Genomic DNA, 18,755 nt, shown 5'->3' on the forward strand with positions numbered 1-18,755 from the left:
CCATGGTCCTGGTCAGTCGTTGAAGAGCGTCCCGCCGGCCCTCGCCACCCGCAGCACGCAGTTCTGCCGGGTCTGCACCGAGATCTCGATGGTCACCTCGCCGCGCTGCCCGCCGAGGTCGAACTCCACCACGGACTCCGCGGGCACCCGCTGCACGCCCGGGGTGACCCCCGGCGTGAGCGCCGTGAGCGTCGCGGTCGTCTTGTGGACGCAGGTGGGCGACGCCGGATCGTCGTCCGTGAGGGTCAGCGCGAGCCGGAGCCGGTCGCGGGCCTTCCCGGTGGCCGGCGCGGGCATCACGAGGGTCTGCGTCCCGGAGCCGGTCAGCGCCTGGGTGCCCCGGACGGAGATCTCCACCGGGATCTCGCCGTTGCGCCGGACGTTCTCCAGGCCGGCCAGGCCGAGCACGGAGAGGACCAGCGAGGACGCCAGCAGGAGCAGGCCCGCCGTCGACCGCTTCCCCGACACCCCCGCCGATCCGGCGATCGCGCACCGGACGGACAGGGCGAAGCCGGCCGCCAGGGCGGCGTAGAACCAGACGTACTGGTTCTGCGGGCCGCCCGGCCAGGACAGCGCGGCGTACCCGGCGGTGCCGACGGCCACCAGCAGCGGCAGCAGCGCCGCGAGCGATCGCGGGTCGACGTTCCGGAGGAAGGTGAACGTGGAGCGGTCGGCGTGGCCGACGGTGACCGCCTGCCTGCCGGACGAGTTGATGTGGGTCCGCTGATCCGCACCCGGGTGCTCGGGGCCCATCGCTAGTTGCCGAAGTTGAAGGTGGAGTTCTCGATGTGGCCGGCGTTGAACGCCCGCTCGCCGTAGGAGTTGATGACGACCTGCTTGTGGACGGCCTCCACCAGCCGCTCCGCGGAGAGCCGGTCCGCCGCCGGGTCGTGCAGCCAGGCCTGCAGCGCCGCGGCCAGCCGCGCGCGGCCGGTCTCGTCGAGGCCGTTCAGCAGGCCGTCGACCCGCTCCTCGGGCAGGTCGTGCCGGTCCAGCACCTCGGCCACCTCGCCGGAGCGCCGGCCGAAGAGCCGGCGGAAGAATCCCTCGCCCGCGTCCGTCGTCCCCGTGGCGACGCGCTGCGCGGCCTCCTGCGCCAACTGGGTTCCGAAGGCGGTCGCGGCGACCGTGAAGTACGGAGCGATCGCGGTGATGTCGGTGAGCAGCTCGGACATGGGCCCCCCAGAATGTCCAGGCCACCCGCTGACAGGTGGCCGCGGCGAATGCGATGGTAGCGATCGAGGGGCGCCCGCGCACCGCTCCGTGCCGAACCGATACCGGGAGGACGCGCCCCGCGGCCGTGCGGGCCGGAGAACCGCAGGTCGCGGTGGTACCGGCGAAAACCGCTCGCTCCGGGCGGCGGTGCGCTGGCAGAGTCCGCTGTCATGTCGCACCTGTACGGGATCCGGGCCGACCACGACGCCGCCACCGTCGTCGTCTACCAGGCGTACGCCCCCGCGGTGGCCGACGCGGCCCTCGCCGCCGGGCGGTTCGTCCCGCCGTTCTCCTTCGGCCGGATGACGTGGATCAAGCCCTCGTTCCGCTGGCTGATGCACCGCAGCAACTGGGCCCGCAAGCCCGGCCAGGAGCGCGTGCTCGCCGTCCGGATCACCCGGGCGGGCTGGGAGGAGGCGCTGGGGCGGGCCGTCCTGACCACCGCCGACCCCGCCTCGGTCGCCCGCGCCGAGGTGCACGTCCAGTGGGACCCGGAGCGCTCGCTGCGCGGCGCCGCGCTCAACCACTACAGCATCCAGGTCGGGGTGGGCCGGACCCTGATCCGCACCTTCGCCGAGGAGTGGATCACCGGGATCACCGACCTCACCCCGCAGGTGCGGCGGATCGCCGGCCTGCTCCAGCAGGGCCGCGCCGCCCAGGCGCAGCGGCTGCTGCCGCCGGAGCGCCCGTACCCGCTGCCGCCCGCCCTCGCCGCCCGCCTGGGTGCCAATGGGTGATGTTCCGTCACGAACCGGATGATCGCGGACCCGGTCGGCGTTGTCCCGGCCGGACAGCGGACACCGCACCGGAAGGGAACCACCCCGTGACCGACAACCGCACCATCACCAATCCCGCCGATCTGCACGACCCCACGCCGTTCGGCTACAGCCACGCCGTCTCCGCCCCCGGCGAGACGGTCTACCTCGCCGGGCAGTACGCCTCCGACGCGTCCGGCCAGGTGGCGGTGGCGGACTTCGCCGCCCAGGTCCAGCTCTCCCTGGAGAACCTCCGCCGGGCGCTGGCCGGGGTCGGCCTCGGCTTCGAGAACGTCGTGCGGCTCGGCTCGTTCGTCAAGGACCACGACCTGGCGAAGCTGGAGATCCTCAACGGCGCCGTGCGCGCCGCCTTCGGCGACCGGCTGCCGGCGCAGACGCTCAGCGGGGTGGCCACGCTGGCGCTGCCCGGGATGCTCGTCGAGATCGACGCCATCGCCGTCCGCCCCGTCTCCTGACGACGAAGGAGGCCGCCTCCCCGGCACGATCACGGGATCGGGAGGCGGCCCCCGTCCGGGACCGGTCAGGACCTACGCTGCGGACTGGGCATCGACCGCGTTGTTCTGACCGGCCACGATCTTCCATCCGTCGGCCTGGCGGGCGACCACGTAGAGCGCCCGGCCGTGCGGGCCCTCCACCGGCCTGCCCTCGGCGTCGGTGGGCGTCTGGGCCACGTTGACCGCGACCACGCCGTCCGCGACCGCCAGCAGCTTCACCACCTCGTAGCGGGCGTACGCGTCCTTGAGGAACTTCCGCATCGCCGGCCCGCTGAACTCGGTGATCTCCGCCCGCCCGTCCAGCCGCGTGCCGGCCGCGTTGGTCCACGACGCCCGCTCGCCGAACTGCGCGCCGAGCGCCTGCGCGTCCTTGCGGTTGAACGCGTCCTCCAGCGCCGCGACCACCCCGGCCACCGCCTCCCGCACCTCCACCGGCACGTCCCCCGCCACCAGCAGCCCGTCCGTCATGACCAGTACCTCTTCCCGACGTCGGCATTCCTCGGCGGTGATCACCGCCGGACCCCATCCGACAACCTCAACCGCGGTTGAGGTCAAGCCCGGTCTGCCGACGCCTCCGCCGGGAGCCCGGTCACGGGTGCTGCAGCTCCCGGATCCGGGTGATCCGGCCGCGGGCGTCCAGGACCACGTCGTAGGTGTTGCCCCAGCAGGCGTACGGGGGCTCGGGGTCGCCGCCGGTGAGGCAGGTGTCCAAGTGGTCGAGGAGAATCGGGAGTTGGACCTCCTTGGCGGGCTCGCCGTGGGGGAGGTCGACCAGGGTGGCGGTGGCGTGGGGTGCCAGGGAGTGGGCGGCGGGGGCGACGTCGGGGGTGCAGGCGGGGCGGACGGTCAGGCGGCCGTCGGTGACGTCGAGGACCTGGACGATCCGGTGGCCCGGCGGGGTGGCGCAGGGGGCGGGGGAGAAGGAGTCGGAGGAGAAGGAGTCGGGGGCGTCCCAGGACTCCTCGTCCGCGAAGTCCGAGGGGTCCTCGGCGTCATCGAACTCCCCGGTGTCCTCGATGTCGTCCGAGGCCATCGCCAGCGTCGGGTCCTCGTCGATCGGGGTGCAGGCGGCGAGCCCGGTGGTGGCGGCGCAACAGAGCAGCACGGCGAGGAGGAGGCGGCGGGGCGCGGTCATGGGGCGAGTCTCCCAGGAACAGGGCCGGACGAGACATCCTCCTGGACGCGCAATCCGCGGACCCGGTTCCGGACGACCGCCCCCGCCGGGTGTGCGGGCCGGGCGGGGGCGGGGACGGGGAGGCGTCAGGCCGCGACCGGGCGCGCCGGGTCGTAGGCCTTGCGGACCCGCTCCTGGGCGTCCGGCCCGGCCCGCAGGTGGTCCAGCCCGAGCAGCGCCGCGCCGAGGACCGGCGGGGCGACCACGATCCGCGGCTCGGCGAGCGGCGCCGCCGCCGTCAGCCGGGCCGTCAGGTTGTCGAGCAGCAGCGGCTGCCGGGAGGCGAGCACCCCGCCGCCGAGCACCAGCGGGGTGGGCGTGTCCAGCAGCTCCAGGCGCCGCAGGGCGACGACGGCGAGCCGGGTGATCTCGTCGGCCTGCCGGTCGATCAGCGACAGGGCCGTGGCGTCCCCGGTCCCGGCGACGGCGAAGAGCACCCGGACGATCTCGTGCAGCCGGGCGGACGGCAGGTGCCCGAGGTGGACGGCCTCGGCGACGGCGCCGGTGCTGGGCAGGCCGAAGTGCTCGGCGATGGCGGCGGCCAGGCCGGTCGGCCCGCCGCGCCCGTCCTCCGCCCGGACGGCGTGCCACATGCTGGCGCCGGCCAGGCCCCAGCCGCCGCCCCAGTCGCCGGTGAGCTTGCCGAGGGCCGGGAAGCGGGCGGTGCGGCCGTCGGGCAGCAGGCCGACGCAGTTGATGCCGGCGCCGCAGACGACGGCGACGCCGCGCGGGCTGTCGGTGCCGGCCCGCAGCAGACCGAAGGTGTCGTTGACGACGGTGTTGCCGGCGCCCCAGGGGTGGGTCTCCAGGGCGACGCGCAGCGCCTCCTCCTCGACCGGCAGATCGGCGTTGGCGAGGCAGGCGCTGACGTGGCCGGTCAGCGGGCCGGTCCAGCCGGTGATCCCGGCGGCCGCGGCGGCCTCCTCGACCAGCGGGGCGAGACCGGCGACGGCGGCGTCGGCACCGGTGGTCGCCGGGTGGAAGCCACCGCCCCGGGCGGAGCCGAGGACGGAGCCGTCGGTGCCGATGAGGGCGACGTCGGTCTTGGAGTTGCCGGCGTCGATGGCGAGGATGCCGGGCAGGTGCGGTTCGGGCTGGTGGGTCATTGGGGTTCCCGCGGCTCGTCGTACATGGCCCGGCCGGGGGTCTTTCCCGGCCGGGGGTGGCGTGTCTGCGCCCGGTGCCCGCACCCGGGGGTGCGCGGTCCGCCCGCGACCCGGCCCGCACTCCCCCACGGAGTGCGGGCCGGAGACCGGGGGCCGGCCGCGGCCGGGACGGGGACGGGGGCGGAGGCCGGGCCGGTCAGGCCCAGGCGAGGTGCTCGCGGTTGTGGGCGAGCAGCCGGTCCGTCAGCCGGTCGGCGAGTTCGATCTGGCCGACCAGCGGGTGGGCGAGCAGGGCGTCGAAGACCCGGTCGCGGCCGCCGTGCAGGGCGGCGTCCAGGGCGAGGTGCTCGTACGCGGTGACGGCGGCGACGAGGCCGGCGTACAGCGGTTCCAGCGGGCGCTGCGGCAGCGGGCGCACGCCCGCCGCGTCGACCTCGGCCGGCACCTCGATCACGGCGTCGTCCGGCAGGAACGGCAGCACGCCGTCGTTGCGGGTGTTGACCACCTGCACGGAGGTGCCGCCGCCGGTGCCGAGCAGCGCCGCGATGAGCTGCACCGCGGCCTCGGAGTAGAACGCGCCGCCGCGCTTGGCGAGCAGCTCCGGCTTGGTGTCGAGGGCCGGGTCGGCGTACATCTCCAGCAGCTGCCGCTCGATCTCGGCGACCTCGGCGGCCCGCGAGCCCTTGGACTTCAGCTCCTCCACGACCAGGTCGTGCTGGTAGAAGTAGCGCAGGTAGTAGGAGGGCACGACGCCGAGCCGCTCGATCACCCGCTGCGGCAGGTGCAGGTCCTCGGCGATCTCCTTGCCGAAGCCGGAGAGCAGTTCGGGCAGCACCTCGCGGCCGCCGGCCGCGCCGGGGGCGTCGAGCAGGGTGACCCCGCGCTCCCAGGTGAGGTGGTTGAGGCCGACGTGGTCGAGGCGGACCAGCTCCGGGTCGACGCCCAGGTGCTTGGCGAAGCGCCGCTGGAAGCCGATGGCGACGTTGCACAGGCCGACGGCCTTGTGGCCGGCGTCCTGAAGGGCGCGGGTGACGATGCCGACCGGGTTGGTGAAGTCGACGATCCAGGCGTCGGGGTTGGCGCGCCGGACCGTCTCGGCGATGTCGAGCACCACCGGGACGGTGCGCAGCGCCTTGGCGAGGCCGCCGGCGCCGGTGGTCTCCTGGCCGACGCAGCCGCACTCCAGCGGCCAGGTCTCGTCCCGGTTGCGGGCCGCCTGCCCGCCGACCCGCAGCTGCAGCAGCACCGCGTCGGCGTCGGCGACGCCCGCGGCGACGTCGGTGGTGGTGGTGACGACGGCGCCGTGGCCCTGCTTGGCGAAGATCCGCCGGGCCAGCCCGCCGATCAGCTCCAGCCGGTCGGCGGCCGGGTCGACCAGGACGAGTTCGCCGATCGGCAGGGTGTCGCGCAGCCGGGCGAAGCCGTCGATCAGCTCCGGGGTGTACGTCGAACCGCCGCCAACGATGGCCAGCTTGAGTGCGGACATCAGCCCTTGACCCCTGTCAGTGTCACGCCTTCGATGAAGGCCTTCTGTGCGAAGAAGAAGAGGACGATCACCGGGGCCATCACGAGGAGGGTGGCGGCCATGGTGAGGTTCCAGTTGGTGTGGTGGGCGCTCTTGAAGGACTCCAGGCCGTAGGAGAGGGTCCAGGCGTCGTGGTTGCTGCTGGCGTAGATCTGCGGGCCGAAGTAGTCGTTCCAGCAGTAGAAGAACTGGAACAGCGCGACGGCGGCGATGGCCGGCTTGGCCATCGGCAGCACCACCCGCAGCAGGGTGCGCAGGTCGCCGCAGCCGTCGATCCGGGCCGCCTCGATGTACTCCTTGGGGATGGTCATCAGGAACTGCCGCAGCAGGAAGATCGAGAAGGCGTCGCCGAAGGCCATCGGGATGATCAGCGGCCAGAGCGAGCCGCTCAGGCCCATCTGCTTGGCCCAGAACAGGTACATCGGGATGACGGTGACCTGCGGCGGCAGCATCATCATCGCGATGACCGCCATCAGCGCCAGGTTGCGGCCGCGGAAGCGGAACTTGGCGAGCGCGTAGGCGACCGGCAGGCTGGAGACGATGGTCAGCACGGTGCCGAGGCCCGCGTACAGCAGGGTGTTGCGCCACCAGGTGAGGAAGCCGGGCGTGTTCCAGACCTTGCCGTAGTTGCCCCAGTTCCAGGACGTGGGCCAGTAGTCGGTGGTGAGCGCCTGGTTGTCGGACATCACCGAGGTCAGGAAGGCGAAGACGAACGGCAGCAGGAAGAACAGGCCGGCGGCGACGGCCAGCGAGTGGACGGCCACCCAGTTGAGCAGCGCGCGGCGGCGGGCGGTGCGGGCGGCGGCGGTGGCGGGGCCGCGGGCGGCGCCCCGGCCGGGCCGGCGGCCGGGCGCCTCGGCGGGGAGGGTCGGGCTGAGAGTCATGATCGTGTCCTCACTGCCGCTAGTCGTCGCTGGCCAGGAAGCCGGACCGGCGGCGCAGCAGCACCGAGGTGACGGCCATCGAGATGACGAACAGCACCAGGGCGACGACGCACGCCGCTCCGTAGTTGAAGCGCTGGAAACCGAGGTTGTAGACCATCTGCGGCAAGGTCCAGGTGGAGCCGGACGGGTAGCCGGGCTCGAACTGCTGGCCGGAGTTGCCGGCGATGCCGCCGGCGACCTTCCCGGCGACGATCGCCTGCGTGTAGTACTGCATGGTCTGGATGACGCCGGTGACCACCGCGAACATGATGATCGGCGAGATGTTCGGCAGGGTGACGTATCGGAACCGCTGGAACGGCCCGGCCCCGTCGAGTTCGGCGGCCTCGTACTGCTCCCTCGGGACGTCCAGCAGGGACGCCATGAAGATGACCATCAGGTCGCCGACGCCCCACATGGCGAGCAGGGTGAGCGCGGGCTTGGACCAGTCCGGGTCGGCGAACCAGCCGGGCTGCGGCAGCCCGATCTCGCCGAGGAAGTGGTTGACCGGGCCGGTGCCGGGGTTGAGCAGGAAGGCGAAGGCGACGGTGGCGGCCACCGGCGGGGCGAGGTAGGGCAGGTAGAAGGCGGTGCGGAAGAAGCCCACGCCGCTCTTGATCTTGGTGATCAGCAGCCCGATGCCGAGGCCGAACGCCACCCGCAGGCTCACCATGATGACGACCAGCCACAGGGTGTTGCGCAGGCCCTGCCAGAACGCCGGGAGGTCGTTGAAGACGTAGTCCCAGTTCTTCAGGCCGTTGAGGACGGGCGAGCCGAAGCCGTTGTACTTGGTGAACGAGAAGTAGATCGTCGAGATCAGCGGGTACAGGAAGAAGACGCTGAAGCCGATCAGCCAGGGGGAGAGGAAGGCCAGGTTGCGGGCCGCCGCCCGGCGGCGCTTCCGGCGCAGCTGCTGCTGCACGGGAGGCGCCGCCGGGGCGGTCGCTCCGGCCCCCTTGCGGGTGGCGGACGCGAGTGACATGGGAGCTCCGTGGACGGGGCGGACGCGCGGGGCGCCGATTCCTACTTGGTCTGGGCGATGGCGGCGTCGATCTCCTTGGCGGTGGCGGCGAGGCCGGCGGCGAGATCGGTCTGCTTGCCGGACTCGTAGTCGTAGCCGAGGTTCTGCAGGGAGACGATGTAGCCGCCGCCGTTGACGACCGACGGCGTGGTGCCGGAGTGCGCGTTCTTCGCGATGTTCACGAAGGTCTTGAAGTTCTCGTCGGCGATCAGCTTCGGCGACTCCAGCGCGGCGAGGGTGCTCGGCACGTTGTGGATCGCGTTGGCGAAGGAGACGACCGCGTCGGTGTCGGTGGCCAGGAACTTGACGAACTCCCAGGCGGCGGCCTGCTTCTTGCTGGTGCTGGCGATGCCGACGATGGTGCCGGTCTGGTAGCCGCGGCCGTAGGTGTCGGCCTGGTCGTCCGGCACCGGGAACGGCGCGGTGGCCCAGTCGAAGTCCGGCTTGTCGGTGGCGAGCGAGGCGGTGCGCCACTCGCCGTCGATGGCCATCGCGACCTGGCCGGTGTGGAACGGGTTCTTGGCGCTGAACTCCTCGCCGAAGGTGGCGCGGTACTTGTCGAGCTTGTCGTAGCCGCCGAGCTGGTCGACCAGGCCCTTCTGCCAGTTCAGCATCGCGGTGACCTTGGGGTCGGTGGCGAGGGTGGACTTGCCGGAGCCGTCGAAGTACGTCGGGCCGTACTGGCCGAGGAGGTGCTCGGTGGTCGACTCGTAGCCGTGGTAGAGCGGCATGAAGCCGAGCTGCTTGTAGCTGTCGCCCTCGGCGACGGTGAGCGCCTTGGCGGCCGCGGCGAACTCGCTGAAGGTCTTCGGCGGGTTGGTGATGCCGGCGGCGGCGAAGGCCTTCTTGTTGTAGTACAGGCCGAAGGCGTCGCCGAGCAGCGGCAGCGAGCACTGGTTGCCCTGGAACTGCGTGTAGTCGAGCATCGCGGCCGGGAAGGTCTTGGCGGCGTCGATCTGGTCCTTGGCCAGCAGCGGCTTGAGGTCGATGAAGGCCTTGGTGGAGCAGAACATGCCGACGTTGTTGGTGGTGAACGAGGAGACCACGTCGGGGGCGTCGTCGCCGCCGGCCCGCAGCGACTGGTTGACCTTGTCGTCGGCGACGTTGCCCACGGCCTTCACCTTGATGTGCGGGTGGGCCTTCTCGAAGGCGGCGATGTTGTCGTTGATCGCCTTCACCTCGGACTCCTGGCTCCAGCCGTGCCAGAAGGTGATGGTGACGTCCTTGCCGCCGGCCGAGTCGTCGCTGCCGGAGCCTTCGCTGCTGCCGGTGCAGGCGGTGGCGAGCAGGGCGAGGACGGCGGTGCCGGTCACGGCGGCGATGGTCCGGCGGCTTCTGCGGGAGTGGGAGGTGGTGGAGTGCACTTCGAGGTCCTCCTGGGGCTGCGCGGGCAGGCGTCATTGCCTCGGGTCCCGCGTTCGGGGGTAGGGGAGAGGTGGGTGCAGGGCGTGCGGTGGAGCGTCGGGCTGCGGGGGAGCGCGGTGCGGTGGGTCGGTGCGCGGTCGGTGCGTCAGTGGGTGGAGAAGACCGCCTCACGGGCGGCCGTCAGCGCGCGTTGCAGCGCGCCGAGCAGGACGGGCGAGCCGGTCAGCGCGCTGCCGCGCACCTCGGGCCGGGCGGCGGCGATCCGGGCCAGTTCCTCGGCGATCAGGGCCCGCAGCCGTTCGCCGCCCGCGTTCGGCACCCCGCCGGAGACCACCACGAGCCGGGGGTCGACGACGGCGACGATCACGGCCAGGCCGACGGCCAGCCGGGCGGCCAGCTCGGCGAGGAACGCGTCGCCCGCGCCCGGGGTGGCCAGTGCCTTGGCGACCGACTCCTCGGCGGTCGGGGCGCCGAGCCCGTGCTCCTTGGCCAGGGCCCGGACGGCGGGGGCACCGACCAGCTCCTGGAACCCGCCGGAGTTGCGGCGGCGGACGTCCTTGACCACCGGCGCGCCGGGCACCGGCATGTAGCCGACCTCCCCGGCGCCGCCGGTGAAGCCGCGGTGCAGCCGGCCGGCGATCACGATCGCCGCGCCGATGCCCTCACCGGCCCAGAGCAGCACGAAGTCCTCGAACCCGCGGGCCGCGCCGGAGGACTGCTCGGCGACGGCGGCGAGGTTCACGTCGTTCTCGATCGTCACCGGCGCGCCGATCGCGGCGGCCAGGCCCTCGGCCAGCCGCGGCGCGTGCCAGCCGGGCAGGTGGGAGGCGTACCGCAGCTTGCCGGTGACCGGGTCCGGCGCGCCGCCGACGCCGATCACCACGGTGTGCAGGCCGTCCTCGGCGAGGCCGGCGGCGCGGACCGCCCCGGCGACCGCCGCGGCGACCCGGGGCACCGTCTCGGCGGCGGCCCAGCCCTTGGTGGGGACGACGTGCTCGGCGAGCGTGGAGCCGGTGATGTCGGCGACCGCGACCCGGACGTGGCTGTTGGTGACGTCCAGTCCGGCGACGTAGCCGGCGGCCGGGTTCACCTGGTACAGCTGCGCGTTGGGGCCCGGGCCACCGGCCGTGGTGCCCACCGGCAGCACCAGTCCGGCCGCCTCCAGGCGGGCCAGCAGCTGGGAGGCGGTGGGCTTGGAGAGCCCGGTCAGGGTGCCGATCTGGGTGCGGGAGAGCGGTCCGTTCTCCAGCAGGAGTTCGAGGGCGGCGCGGTCGTTGATGGCGCGCAGCAGGCTGGGGGTGCCGGCGAGGGGGGCCTTGGCGGTGCTTCTGGTCACGTGAAGATCCTCCTCCTCGGGACGGCCTGCGGCTCGTGGCGAACTGTTAGGAAACTTTCCAGTCGCTTCGGGACAGGACCGTACGGGCCCCGTCAGCGGGGTGTCAATGGCCCTTCCACCGGAGGATGCCGACTCGTTACCGGGCCGCCCGCGGCCCCGATCTCACCGCCGAAGCGGGACCGGGACTCACACTCGCCCGGCTGGTTCCGCCCGCCTCACCCGGACGGTGAGGCGGGCGGAACCAGCCGGGCGGATCGGCTACTGCTGAATGCAGGTGCGGCGGCCTCCTCGGATGAGGAGGCCGCCGCTCTGAAGAAGAGTCAGCCCGTACCACAGGATCTGTCGCCCGTCGCCGCTCCGGCTGGGCCGAAGCGGCGACGGAATTTCTCGCCTGCACAGGAAGTCGGCTGGCCCGACTTCCTGTGCAGGCGAGAAGGCCGAAGGTCGGGGTGTATCCGTCCGGAGGCGGGTCCCTCGGCGGTCTCCGTGATCGAAGCACGAAGCCCCGCCGCCCGAGTTGCTCGGGCGGCGGGGCTCAAGTTCACCCGCGACGAGGTCAGGCGGCCGGGAAGTTCGGGTCGCCGTTCTTGATGGACTTCACGAACGCGGCCCACTCGTCCGGACGGAATGCGAGGTGGGGCCGGTCGAGGTGCTTGTCGTCGCCGAGCCAGACATCGCCGTTGTCGAAGTGGGCCACGCGGACGCAGGATCCGCTGTTGTCTGCGGAGTACTGCGAGATCGCCCAGAAGGCGGTCTCGGGGGCGTGGGCGTACGGGGCGTGCGGAGTGGTCACGAGATCTCTTCCAGCTTCTTCTGCAACGCGGCGATGGTGGCCTGGGATGAGAGGGCGAGCCGGTCCAGGCGCTCGAACGCGCGCTCCGCCCGGCGCACTTCCCGCCCCGAACCGCGGTTGAGCATACCGCCGACGGCTTCGAGGAATACGTGCTGTGCCGCAGGCTCCGTGAACCGCATGAGCACAAGCCCAGAGGCCAGGACGCCCCGCCGTCCCGCCTCCAGCGGCACCATCCGCAGGGTGACGTGATCGGACTCCGCCACCTTGATCGCGTTGCGGATCTGGCCGGCGAGGATGTCGAGGTCGCCCTTCAGTAGAAGGGCAACCTCGCTGAAATAGGCCGTGTGCTTCAGCGGCGGTTCGTCGGTGAGGCGCCGTTGACGCAGGGTCCGGACCTTCGCGCCGGACTCGATCTGGTCGTCACCCGGGCCATCGATCCCTGCACCGATCGCTTCGGCCGCGTAACGGCCGGTCTGCACCAGGAGTTCCTCCTTGACCTTGATCCCGGCTTCGTCCAGCGCCGCCTCGACCCGCTGGCGCAGCGCCCGTGCCACGCTCGGCTATCGGAGCCGCGGAAGTGCTCCCATCTAGCCCGACCTTCCATCGCGGCGATGGGTGGGCGGCCCGGCCGACAACGGCCGGGCGCCCTGTACCAGGGGCAGCAAATGATTGACGCGCATCGGGCGGACCCGCGTCCAAGATCCGGGCCTGCCGTACAGGAAGGCGAGTTCGACCATCTGACAGGTCAGTTCAAGCAAGTTCAAGCAAGTTCATGGTGCGAGTGGCGACTTGCACGGCAAGATCGTTCGAGGCGATCGGCTCCGACCTGCTAGGAGGCTCACCGTGGCACTGCACAAGCTCGGACAAGATCCTGACAGCCCCGAAGGCAAGTCCCCGACGGTCTACTTCGACGATGCGACGGGCAACTACATCCTCCAGGGCTGGAAGGTGCTCGACCCGGAACGTCTGGCGCAGATGGACATTCCCGGGCACGAGACCGTGATCGAATTCCCCAGGCGGATGATGAGGTTCTTTCCGGAGGTGAACGGTGGCAGCAGTTCCATCGCTTGAGGATCTGCTGCGGACCTGTACCCGCTCAGCTCTCCATCTGGAGATGCGCGACGGCTACATGCGGGACGACCCGCTGTTCCTCCGGTGGCTCGGCGGACAGCGCGACGACCCTGCCGACCGCTCCTCGTGGTGGAGCCCCTGGTTGCAGCTCATCGAGGAGACCACGAGCCGCGGCGTTGAGGTGCGGCGCGCGCGGGTCGTCTCGGAGCCGGTGAGCGAGTACATCCGGTTCGAGCACGAGGTCACGTTCCGGAACGTCGCCTCCGGTGAGCAGGTCAGGTGGCTTCCCCGGCGGCAGGCGACCGGCCTGGCGCTCCCGGGCAACGACTTCTGGCTGATCGACGGTCAGGTTCTCCTGGTCCATCACTTCAGCGGTGACGGCGACTTCGTGGACGACGAGCTCGCCACCGATCACCGGACGGTGAAGCTCTGCGCCACCGCATTCGAGGCCGTCTGGGCACGGGCGGTCCCGCACGAGGACTTCCGGCTGCGCTGACCGTGTCCGCGTCGTCCAGCGTTCAGCAAGCCAAGCAGTCCCTGGGCCGGCGTTTGCGCGATATCCGGCGAGACTCCGGACTCAGTGCGCGGGCGCTGGCCGAAGCTGCTGGGTGGCATGAATCGAAATGCTCCAAGATCCAGAGCGGCCGGGTGATGCCCTCGGAGGCGGACCTACGCGCCTGGACGGCCATCTGCGGCGTCCCGGATCAGGCGGCGGACCTCATCGCGACGGTCCGGAACATCGAGGGAATGTACGTTGAGTGGCGGCGCCTTGAGCACGCCGGCCTCAAGCGGGCTCAGGAGTCCGTACGCCCCCTCTTCGAGCGCACGCGGCGATTCCGGATGTACCAGTCGTGGGTCATCCCCGGCCTGCTCCAGACAGCGGCCTACACGCGCGCAGTGCTGAGCACGATCGTTTCGTTGCGAAGCACTCCCGGCGATGTCGACGACGCGGTCGCCGTGCGAATGGAGCGGCAGAAGGTGCTGTACACGGGAGACCATCGGTTCGCCATCCTGATCGAGGAGTGGGTGCTGCGGACCGTCATCGGTACTCCGGACATCCTGGTCGGTCAGCTCGGCCATCTCATCACCGTCGGCTCCCTCCCGTCGGTGAGTCTTGGGGTGATTCCCCTCGGGTCGGCCAGAGGCGCCGGCTGGCCGGTTGAGTCCTTTACCGTCTACGACGATGCGCAGGTGAACGTCGAGCTCGTCTCCGCCCACCTCACCATCACTCAGCCGGCCGAGATTTCCGAATACGGCCAGGCATTCTCCGAGCTGGCCGGCATCGCTGTCTACGGTGCTGAGGCGAGATCGCTCATCACTGGAGCCATCAACGCACTCGGGTGAATGCGAGCAAGCTCAAGCAAGTTCGTCGACCGTGCCCCTCGTCGTTTCCTACCGTCTCCAAACGACCCGAGCTGCCGCCCGGGTGCAGGCCGCCCATGAACTCCCGGCCCGACGGAAGGGCCTTCCGCCGGGCCGGGCCGCACCACCCGGCACCACAGCTCGCCCACTCCCGGGCGAGCAGAGCCAGCCCGATTGGAGAGGCACGTGAGCGACACCACCACCCAGTCCGGTGACCCGCAGGTCACCAACCTGACCCGCCGCCTGGACCACTCGGTCCCGGACGGCGACTTCGCCCCGGCGACGTCCGTCGAGTCCCTGACCCGCCGGCTGGACCACTGGGTCCCGGACGGCGACTTCGCCCCGGTGGAGACCGAGGTCTGACCGCAGTTCCGAATTGAAGCCGGTTGGTTGCCGGCATGGCGGGTCGGCTCCGTGATCATCCGAGCCGACCCGCCGCTCGGCGGCGCACACACACCGATCAAGGAGAGTCCGCATTGAAGACCACCATCGCCACCCGCGTCCCCGCCGGCTCCTTCTTCGATCTCGGTCGGAAGGGCCAGGATCTGATCCGTCTGCGTGAGGAAGGTGCGGACAGTGCTCTGCCGTTCGCCCTGATGGAGCGCATCGTCAAGTCCGGAACCCCCTACGCGGAGCACGCCCGGTCCCTGCGCAGCGACAAGGTGTCCGTGGCCGGGGTGAGCTTCGACTGGTTCGACGCCGAGCTTCCCGGCGAGATCGCCGACGAGATCAACCTGGCGGACTACGAGATCATCGAGCACACCGACGAGCGCCGCGAGGCGCTGACCCGGGCACTGGACCGCCTGTCGCTGGTCCACCCCGAGGGGTTCGCCCGCATGCGCGAATTCGTCCGTGGGCTCCTGTGGGTGGGCCTCAAGCCCGGCGTCCGCACCTCCTCGCTGACCAGCTCCAGCGACCCGGCGCTCCCGTACGTCATCGTGTTCTCCGAGAAGGCGCGGCACCACATCCCGCCGAACACCGTCAGCGAGCAGCCGTCCTCCCTCTTCCTGGCAGAGAACCTGCTGCACGAGGGGACGCACCAGTCGATCAGCTTCCACATCCTCCAGAACCAGGTCTTCGCCGACGGATACTCGTCCCAGACCTCGCCCAAGATCGAAATCGCGTGGCGCGCCGCGCAGGGAGTGGCCCGCAACCAGTTCTGGGAGATTGACCGGGCCTTCCACGCGACCTGCGTCTACAACCAACTGTTGCGGTTCCGCCAGACCGAACTGAATCGCGACGATCTGACGTCCGACGAGCGCGCGAGCTTCCGATCCGCCTACAACGAGGGTCTGCCGGCCGTCCGCTACCTCATGCGCGAACTCGAACTCCTGCGTCAGCACTTCTCCCCCCACGGGGCGGAGCTGCTGGTGGACCTGCGTCACCAGACCGACCAGCTGTAGTACCGGCTGAGCAGAACTGAACGAGGGAAGGGTCACGTGCTCCAGCACCTCATCACACAGGACGACAACCTGCGGATGGTCCCCACCGATCGGAACGAGCTGACCAGCGCGGTCGGGCACCTCCACGAGGAACTGCGCGCCCTGCCCGAGGAGACCGACCCCGGTCGTACTCGGGTCCTCACCAGGTGGATCGGCATCGGCCAGATGTGCCTGGGCAACCACGAGGACGCCCGCGCGTTCCTCCGGCAGTCGCTCGACCTGGCCGAAGCCGGCGGCAACACCCGGGCGGTCGTCGCCACCGGGCTCAACCTCGGGGACGCGCACCGCTACGCCGGTGACGTACAGACCGCGGACGCGTTCTACCTCAGCGCGTTGAACACCGCGCGAAGCCGGCACCCGGAACTCGTCGACTTCGTACTCCAGCACACCGGCAAGCACCTGATGGAACGTGGTGACCTCGCGGAGGCCCGGGCTCTTCTGCAAGAGGCCCTCAGGCTGCGGACCGCCAAGGGGAGCGCCGAGTTGGTCGAGTCCACACAGGCCGCACTCGACCGGGTCGAACTGCTGTTGAGCGAGGTACCGAGCGAGTGGAGCTGTAGGTGGACCGGATGGTTCCAGGCCTGCACCACGGTCCGTGCGCCGGCCCGGTGGGCAGGGGACTTCCCTGTTCTCCGGGACGCTGTGCGCGAGCTCACCGCACACCAACGTGTAAGCCCGCGCCACCTGCGTGATCAGTCATTTCCCGTCGAGCTGATCGCCGCCATGGCGGAGGAGGCCGAGAAGGCCGTAGCCGCTGACGGATACCTCCACAACGGCAAGTGGAACGCGGCCGTCGGCGACGCCGCGAATCGGTTCGCCGCACAGGTGGATCTCGCCGCAGTCGTAGCACGGTCCACCGGCCTGGAGGTCGAGCAGCCGCACACCGGCGCTTACATCGGCTACGAGGAAGGGCAGTTCCTCGACTTCCACCTCGACGAGTCCGGCTTCGGTGAGGCCAACCTGATTCTCTGCCTCAAGCACGCTCGCGTCACCGGTGCGCCCACGGTGAGCACCACGGTGTTCATCAACGCCAACGGCTATCTCGAATGCGATCTCGGCGAGGGTGACTGTGTCGTGTTCGACGGCGCGCTCACGCCGCACGGCCGGACGCCGCTCAGTGCCGGAGAGAGCGTCACCCTCATCAGCTTCGGCTTCCGCGCACGTGATCGGGCTCTTGGCACGCTCACGAACCTCCCGTCGGTGCCCCGGTAGGGAGGCCGTCCACCTCCTGGAGTCGGCGATCCCGATGATCGCCAAGGCGCCGTCTCGGCGCAACGTGGCCCGTGCCCGGTCAGCCCGCTCCGAACTCCCCCTGACCACGAAGGATCCGAAAGCCCAGCGCCTCGACCAGTTGCTCGCCAGACTGTCCGTATGACCCATCCACCGCGCGCGTCGCCCTCGTCTCCGGCGGAAACCGCGGGCTCGGCCTCGCCATCGCCACATCCTTGTGAACGCCGTCTCCCCGGGCAGGACGAACACCCGCATGGCCTACGGCGAGACCGACCGCACCCCCGAGGAAGCCGCAGACACCACCGGTCTGGCTCGCCACCCTCCCTGACGGCGGCCCCACAGGCGGCCTCTTCTACGAGCGCAAGCCTCTCGATTGGTGAGCTGTGCCCGGCTCGACAGCCAAGCAGGTCCGCCCGGTGGAGTGCGGGCAACAGCGGCTGCGTCACCAACCGGGCGCTCGGCCGGAACCCCCGGCCGAGCGCCCGCACAGGTCTCAGGGCGCCTTGGTGGTGTCGTCGGCCGGGCGGACCGGAGCCGGTATCGGCGTGGCGGCCTTGTAGCCCGCCGAGGAGGGGTCGGACAGGGCGGACGGCGGGGCCGGGTCGGTGCCCGGGGCGGGGATCGCGGCGGCCGTGGTCAGCACCATGGCGGCGGCGGTCCCGGTGGCGGTGCCCGCGACGGGGGCCGGGACCTCCTCCTTGACCTTGATCCCGGCCTCGTCGAGCACCCGCTTGACCCGCTGCCGCAGCGCCCGTGCCACGCTCAGCGACTTGCCGGGGGCGGTGCGCGCCTCGATCCGCAGCACCACCGAGTCCGCCGCCACCGACTCCACGCCGAGGATCTTGAACGGCGCCCAGACCAGCTCGTCGTACGGCGCCTCCTTGGCCATCGCCTCGGCGGTCTCCCCGATCAGCGCCTCGACCCGCTCCAGGTCCTCCTTGTAGCCGACCTGGACGTCCACCGAGGCGGTCGACCAGCCCTGGCTCATGTTGGCGATCCGCTTCACCTCGCCGTTGCGGATGTACCAGATCTCGCCGCCCGCGCCGCGCAGCTTGGTCACCCGCAGGCCGACCTCCAGCACCGTGCCGCTGGCCACCCCGGTGTCGATCTCGTCGCCGACGCCGTACTGGTCCTCCATGATCATGAAGACCCCGGAGAGGAAGTCGGTGACCAGGTTGCGGGCGCCGAAACCGATCGCCACACCGGCCACACCGGCGCTCGCCAGCAGCGGCGCCAGGTTCATCCCGAGCGCCGACAGCACCATCAGCGCCGCCGTGCCCAGGATCGTGAACGACGCGACGCTGCGCAGCACCGAGCCGATCGCCTCCGCGCGCTGCTGGCGCCGCTCGGGGTTGACCACCCCGGTGTTGGCCAGCAGCCCGCCCAGGCGGCTCGGCTCCTCCTCGCTCTCGCCCGGGCGGATCATCCGGGTGATCAGCTGGGTGATCACCTTGCGCACCATCGCCCGCAGCACCAGTGCCAGCACGATGATGAAGACGATCCGTATCCCGCTCGCCAGCCAGTCCTGCCAGTGCGAGTCGAACCAGCCGGCGGCCTGCCGCGTGGTGTCGGAGACCTCCTGCGCGCTCGTCGGGATTCTCAGGTCGGGCAACTCCGGGGCCGTGGGAGTCGGGGACGGGGCGGGCGTCGAGGCCGGCGTCGCGACGGACGCGTCGGCGAGGAGGCCGGCGGCACCGGACCGGAACACGTGCGGGACCTTCCTGCTGGGGTCGTGGCACGGCCCGCCGACGCGAGGCACGCCGCCCCTGGCCTGCGGACCGTCCGCACTACCCTAACCGCCGCCCGCCACGCATCCTGACACGCCGATCGGCCGTCCGGGGGGCGCGCGGATCCGTGTGAACGCCCTGTCCACACCCCCGAGCGCCGTTTCCGCACTGCTCCGACCGGCGCAGCGGTACCCCGCC

Annotated in this window: 21 protein-coding genes; 8 read left to right on the forward strand and 13 right to left on the reverse strand. The window is 71.2% G+C overall.

The window, feature by feature from the left end; translation table 11 throughout:
* Positions 1 to 12 precede the first annotated feature (12 nt).
* Positions 13 to 753, reverse strand: a complete 741-nt coding sequence (locus ACFCLZ_RS26520; protein ID WP_380279928.1) for a hypothetical protein — start codon at positions 751 to 753, stop codon at positions 13 to 15.
* A gap of 2 nt (positions 754 to 755) precedes the next feature.
* Positions 756 to 1,175, reverse strand: a complete 420-nt coding sequence (locus tag ACFCLZ_RS26525) for a hypothetical protein (RefSeq protein ID WP_380279929.1) — start codon at positions 1,173 to 1,175, stop codon at positions 756 to 758.
* Positions 1,176 to 1,385: 210 nt separating this feature from the next.
* Between ACFCLZ_RS26525 and ACFCLZ_RS26530 the strand changes: the two genes are divergently transcribed.
* Complete coding sequence (locus ACFCLZ_RS26530; protein WP_380279931.1) at positions 1,386 to 1,952, forward strand: DUF4291 domain-containing protein; 567 nt, start codon at positions 1,386 to 1,388, stop codon at positions 1,950 to 1,952.
* A gap of 86 nt (positions 1,953 to 2,038) precedes the next feature.
* On the forward strand, positions 2,039 to 2,446 hold the full coding sequence (locus tag ACFCLZ_RS26535; protein WP_380279933.1) for a RidA family protein: 408 nt from the start codon (positions 2,039 to 2,041) through the stop codon (positions 2,444 to 2,446).
* A 72-nt stretch (positions 2,447 to 2,518) separates the two neighbouring features.
* Here ACFCLZ_RS26535 and ACFCLZ_RS26540 read toward each other — a convergent pair whose 3' ends face one another.
* The 10 genes from ACFCLZ_RS26540 to ACFCLZ_RS26585 form a co-directional block, all read right to left on the reverse strand.
* Entirely contained in the window at positions 2,519 to 2,953 is a 435-nt protein-coding gene (locus ACFCLZ_RS26540) for a YybH family protein (protein WP_380279934.1), read from the reverse strand.
* Between the two features lie 121 nt (positions 2,954 to 3,074).
* The gene (locus ACFCLZ_RS26545) at positions 3,075 to 3,620 is read right to left on the reverse strand and encodes a hypothetical protein (protein WP_380279936.1); all 546 of its coding nucleotides are present in this window, start codon (positions 3,618 to 3,620) and stop codon (positions 3,075 to 3,077) included.
* Between the two features lie 125 nt (positions 3,621 to 3,745).
* Positions 3,746 to 4,765 carry an N-acetylglucosamine kinase gene (locus ACFCLZ_RS26550; protein WP_380279937.1) on the reverse strand — a complete coding sequence of 340 codons (1,020 nt, stop codon included), beginning with the start codon at positions 4,763 to 4,765 and terminating at the stop codon, positions 3,746 to 3,748.
* A gap of 196 nt (positions 4,766 to 4,961) precedes the next feature.
* Positions 4,962 to 6,251 (reverse strand): 6-phospho-beta-glucosidase, encoded by a 1,290-nt coding sequence (locus tag ACFCLZ_RS26555; RefSeq protein ID WP_380279939.1) that lies wholly within the window; start codon positions 6,249 to 6,251, stop codon positions 4,962 to 4,964.
* Complete coding sequence (locus ACFCLZ_RS26560) at positions 6,251 to 7,174, reverse strand: carbohydrate ABC transporter permease (protein ID WP_380279941.1); 924 nt, start codon at positions 7,172 to 7,174, stop codon at positions 6,251 to 6,253. Before ACFCLZ_RS26560 ends, ACFCLZ_RS26555 begins: the two co-directional genes overlap by 1 nt.
* Before the next feature lie 19 nt (positions 7,175 to 7,193).
* Positions 7,194 to 8,192: a carbohydrate ABC transporter permease gene (locus ACFCLZ_RS26565; protein ID WP_380279943.1), complete on the reverse strand. Its 999-nt coding sequence runs from the start codon at positions 8,190 to 8,192 to the stop codon at positions 7,194 to 7,196.
* Between the two features lie 41 nt (positions 8,193 to 8,233).
* Positions 8,234 to 9,544: an ABC transporter substrate-binding protein gene (locus ACFCLZ_RS26570; protein ID WP_380279945.1), complete on the reverse strand. Its 1,311-nt coding sequence runs from the start codon at positions 9,542 to 9,544 to the stop codon at positions 8,234 to 8,236.
* A gap of 197 nt (positions 9,545 to 9,741) precedes the next feature.
* Positions 9,742 to 10,932 (reverse strand): ROK family protein, encoded by a 1,191-nt coding sequence (locus ACFCLZ_RS26575; protein ID WP_380279947.1) that lies wholly within the window; start codon positions 10,930 to 10,932, stop codon positions 9,742 to 9,744.
* Positions 10,933 to 11,488: 556 nt separating this feature from the next.
* Complete coding sequence (locus ACFCLZ_RS26580) at positions 11,489 to 11,725, reverse strand: DUF397 domain-containing protein (RefSeq protein WP_380279949.1); 237 nt, start codon at positions 11,723 to 11,725, stop codon at positions 11,489 to 11,491.
* Complete coding sequence (locus tag ACFCLZ_RS26585; RefSeq protein ID WP_380279951.1) at positions 11,722 to 12,279, reverse strand: Scr1 family TA system antitoxin-like transcriptional regulator; 558 nt, start codon at positions 12,277 to 12,279, stop codon at positions 11,722 to 11,724. Before ACFCLZ_RS26585 ends, ACFCLZ_RS26580 begins: the two co-directional genes overlap by 4 nt.
* 289 nt (positions 12,280 to 12,568) lie before the next feature.
* On the opposite strand from ACFCLZ_RS26585, the gene ACFCLZ_RS26590 reads away from it, so the two are divergent.
* From ACFCLZ_RS26590 to ACFCLZ_RS26615, 6 genes are all read left to right on the forward strand, one after another.
* Positions 12,569 to 12,796 carry a hypothetical protein gene (locus tag ACFCLZ_RS26590; protein ID WP_380279953.1) on the forward strand — a complete coding sequence of 76 codons (228 nt, stop codon included), beginning with the start codon at positions 12,569 to 12,571 and terminating at the stop codon, positions 12,794 to 12,796.
* A 43-nt stretch (positions 12,797 to 12,839) separates the two neighbouring features.
* Entirely contained in the window at positions 12,840 to 13,292 is a 453-nt protein-coding gene (locus ACFCLZ_RS26595) for a DUF6879 family protein (protein ID WP_380279954.1), read from the forward strand.
* Positions 13,289 to 14,140 (forward strand): helix-turn-helix domain-containing protein, encoded by an 852-nt coding sequence (locus tag ACFCLZ_RS26600; protein ID WP_380286291.1) that lies wholly within the window; start codon positions 13,289 to 13,291, stop codon positions 14,138 to 14,140. Before ACFCLZ_RS26595 ends, ACFCLZ_RS26600 begins: the two co-directional genes overlap by 4 nt.
* Before the next feature lie 204 nt (positions 14,141 to 14,344).
* Entirely contained in the window at positions 14,345 to 14,521 is a 177-nt protein-coding gene (locus tag ACFCLZ_RS26605; protein ID WP_380279956.1) for a hypothetical protein, read from the forward strand.
* A 113-nt stretch (positions 14,522 to 14,634) separates the two neighbouring features.
* Positions 14,635 to 15,561 carry a hypothetical protein gene (locus ACFCLZ_RS26610; protein ID WP_380279958.1) on the forward strand — a complete coding sequence of 309 codons (927 nt, stop codon included), beginning with the start codon at positions 14,635 to 14,637 and terminating at the stop codon, positions 15,559 to 15,561.
* Between the two features lie 36 nt (positions 15,562 to 15,597).
* Complete coding sequence (locus tag ACFCLZ_RS26615; RefSeq protein ID WP_380279959.1) at positions 15,598 to 16,812, forward strand: tetratricopeptide repeat protein; 1,215 nt, start codon at positions 15,598 to 15,600, stop codon at positions 16,810 to 16,812.
* Between the two features lie 511 nt (positions 16,813 to 17,323).
* Here ACFCLZ_RS26615 and ACFCLZ_RS26620 read toward each other — a convergent pair.
* Complete coding sequence (locus tag ACFCLZ_RS26620) at positions 17,324 to 18,538, reverse strand: mechanosensitive ion channel family protein (protein ID WP_380279961.1); 1,215 nt, start codon at positions 18,536 to 18,538, stop codon at positions 17,324 to 17,326.
* Between the last annotated feature and the right edge of the window lie 217 nt (positions 18,539 to 18,755).

The organism is Kitasatospora purpeofusca (genome assembly GCF_042691725.1).
Taxonomy (GTDB): domain Bacteria; phylum Actinomycetota; class Actinomycetes; order Streptomycetales; family Streptomycetaceae; genus Kitasatospora; species Kitasatospora purpeofusca_B.

What these genes read in the sequence shown, in the direction of transcription:
- ACFCLZ_RS26595 (WP_380279954.1), top strand. Translation starts at nt 12,840, where the DNA reads ATGCGCGACGGCTACATGCGGGACGACCCGCTGTTCCTCCGGTGGCTC.
- ACFCLZ_RS26545 (WP_380279936.1), bottom strand. Translation starts at nt 3,620, where the DNA reads ATGACCGCGCCCCGCCGCCTCCTCCTCGCCGTGCTGCTCTGTTGCGCC.
- ACFCLZ_RS26520 (WP_380279928.1), bottom strand. Translation starts at nt 753, where the DNA reads ATGGGCCCCGAGCACCCGGGTGCGGATCAGCGGACCCACATCAACTCG.
- ACFCLZ_RS26550 (WP_380279937.1), bottom strand. Translation starts at nt 4,765, where the DNA reads ATGACCCACCAGCCCGAACCGCACCTGCCCGGCATCCTCGCCATCGAC.
- ACFCLZ_RS26555 (WP_380279939.1), bottom strand. Translation starts at nt 6,251, where the DNA reads ATGTCCGCACTCAAGCTGGCCATCGTTGGCGGCGGTTCGACGTACACC.
- ACFCLZ_RS26560 (WP_380279941.1), bottom strand. Translation starts at nt 7,174, where the DNA reads ATGACTCTCAGCCCGACCCTCCCCGCCGAGGCGCCCGGCCGCCGGCCC.
- ACFCLZ_RS26530 (WP_380279931.1), top strand. Translation starts at nt 1,386, where the DNA reads ATGTCGCACCTGTACGGGATCCGGGCCGACCACGACGCCGCCACCGTC.
- ACFCLZ_RS26540 (WP_380279934.1), bottom strand. Translation starts at nt 2,953, where the DNA reads ATGACGGACGGGCTGCTGGTGGCGGGGGACGTGCCGGTGGAGGTGCGG.
- ACFCLZ_RS26525 (WP_380279929.1), bottom strand. Translation starts at nt 1,175, where the DNA reads ATGTCCGAGCTGCTCACCGACATCACCGCGATCGCTCCGTACTTCACG.
- ACFCLZ_RS26565 (WP_380279943.1), bottom strand. Translation starts at nt 8,192, where the DNA reads ATGTCACTCGCGTCCGCCACCCGCAAGGGGGCCGGAGCGACCGCCCCG.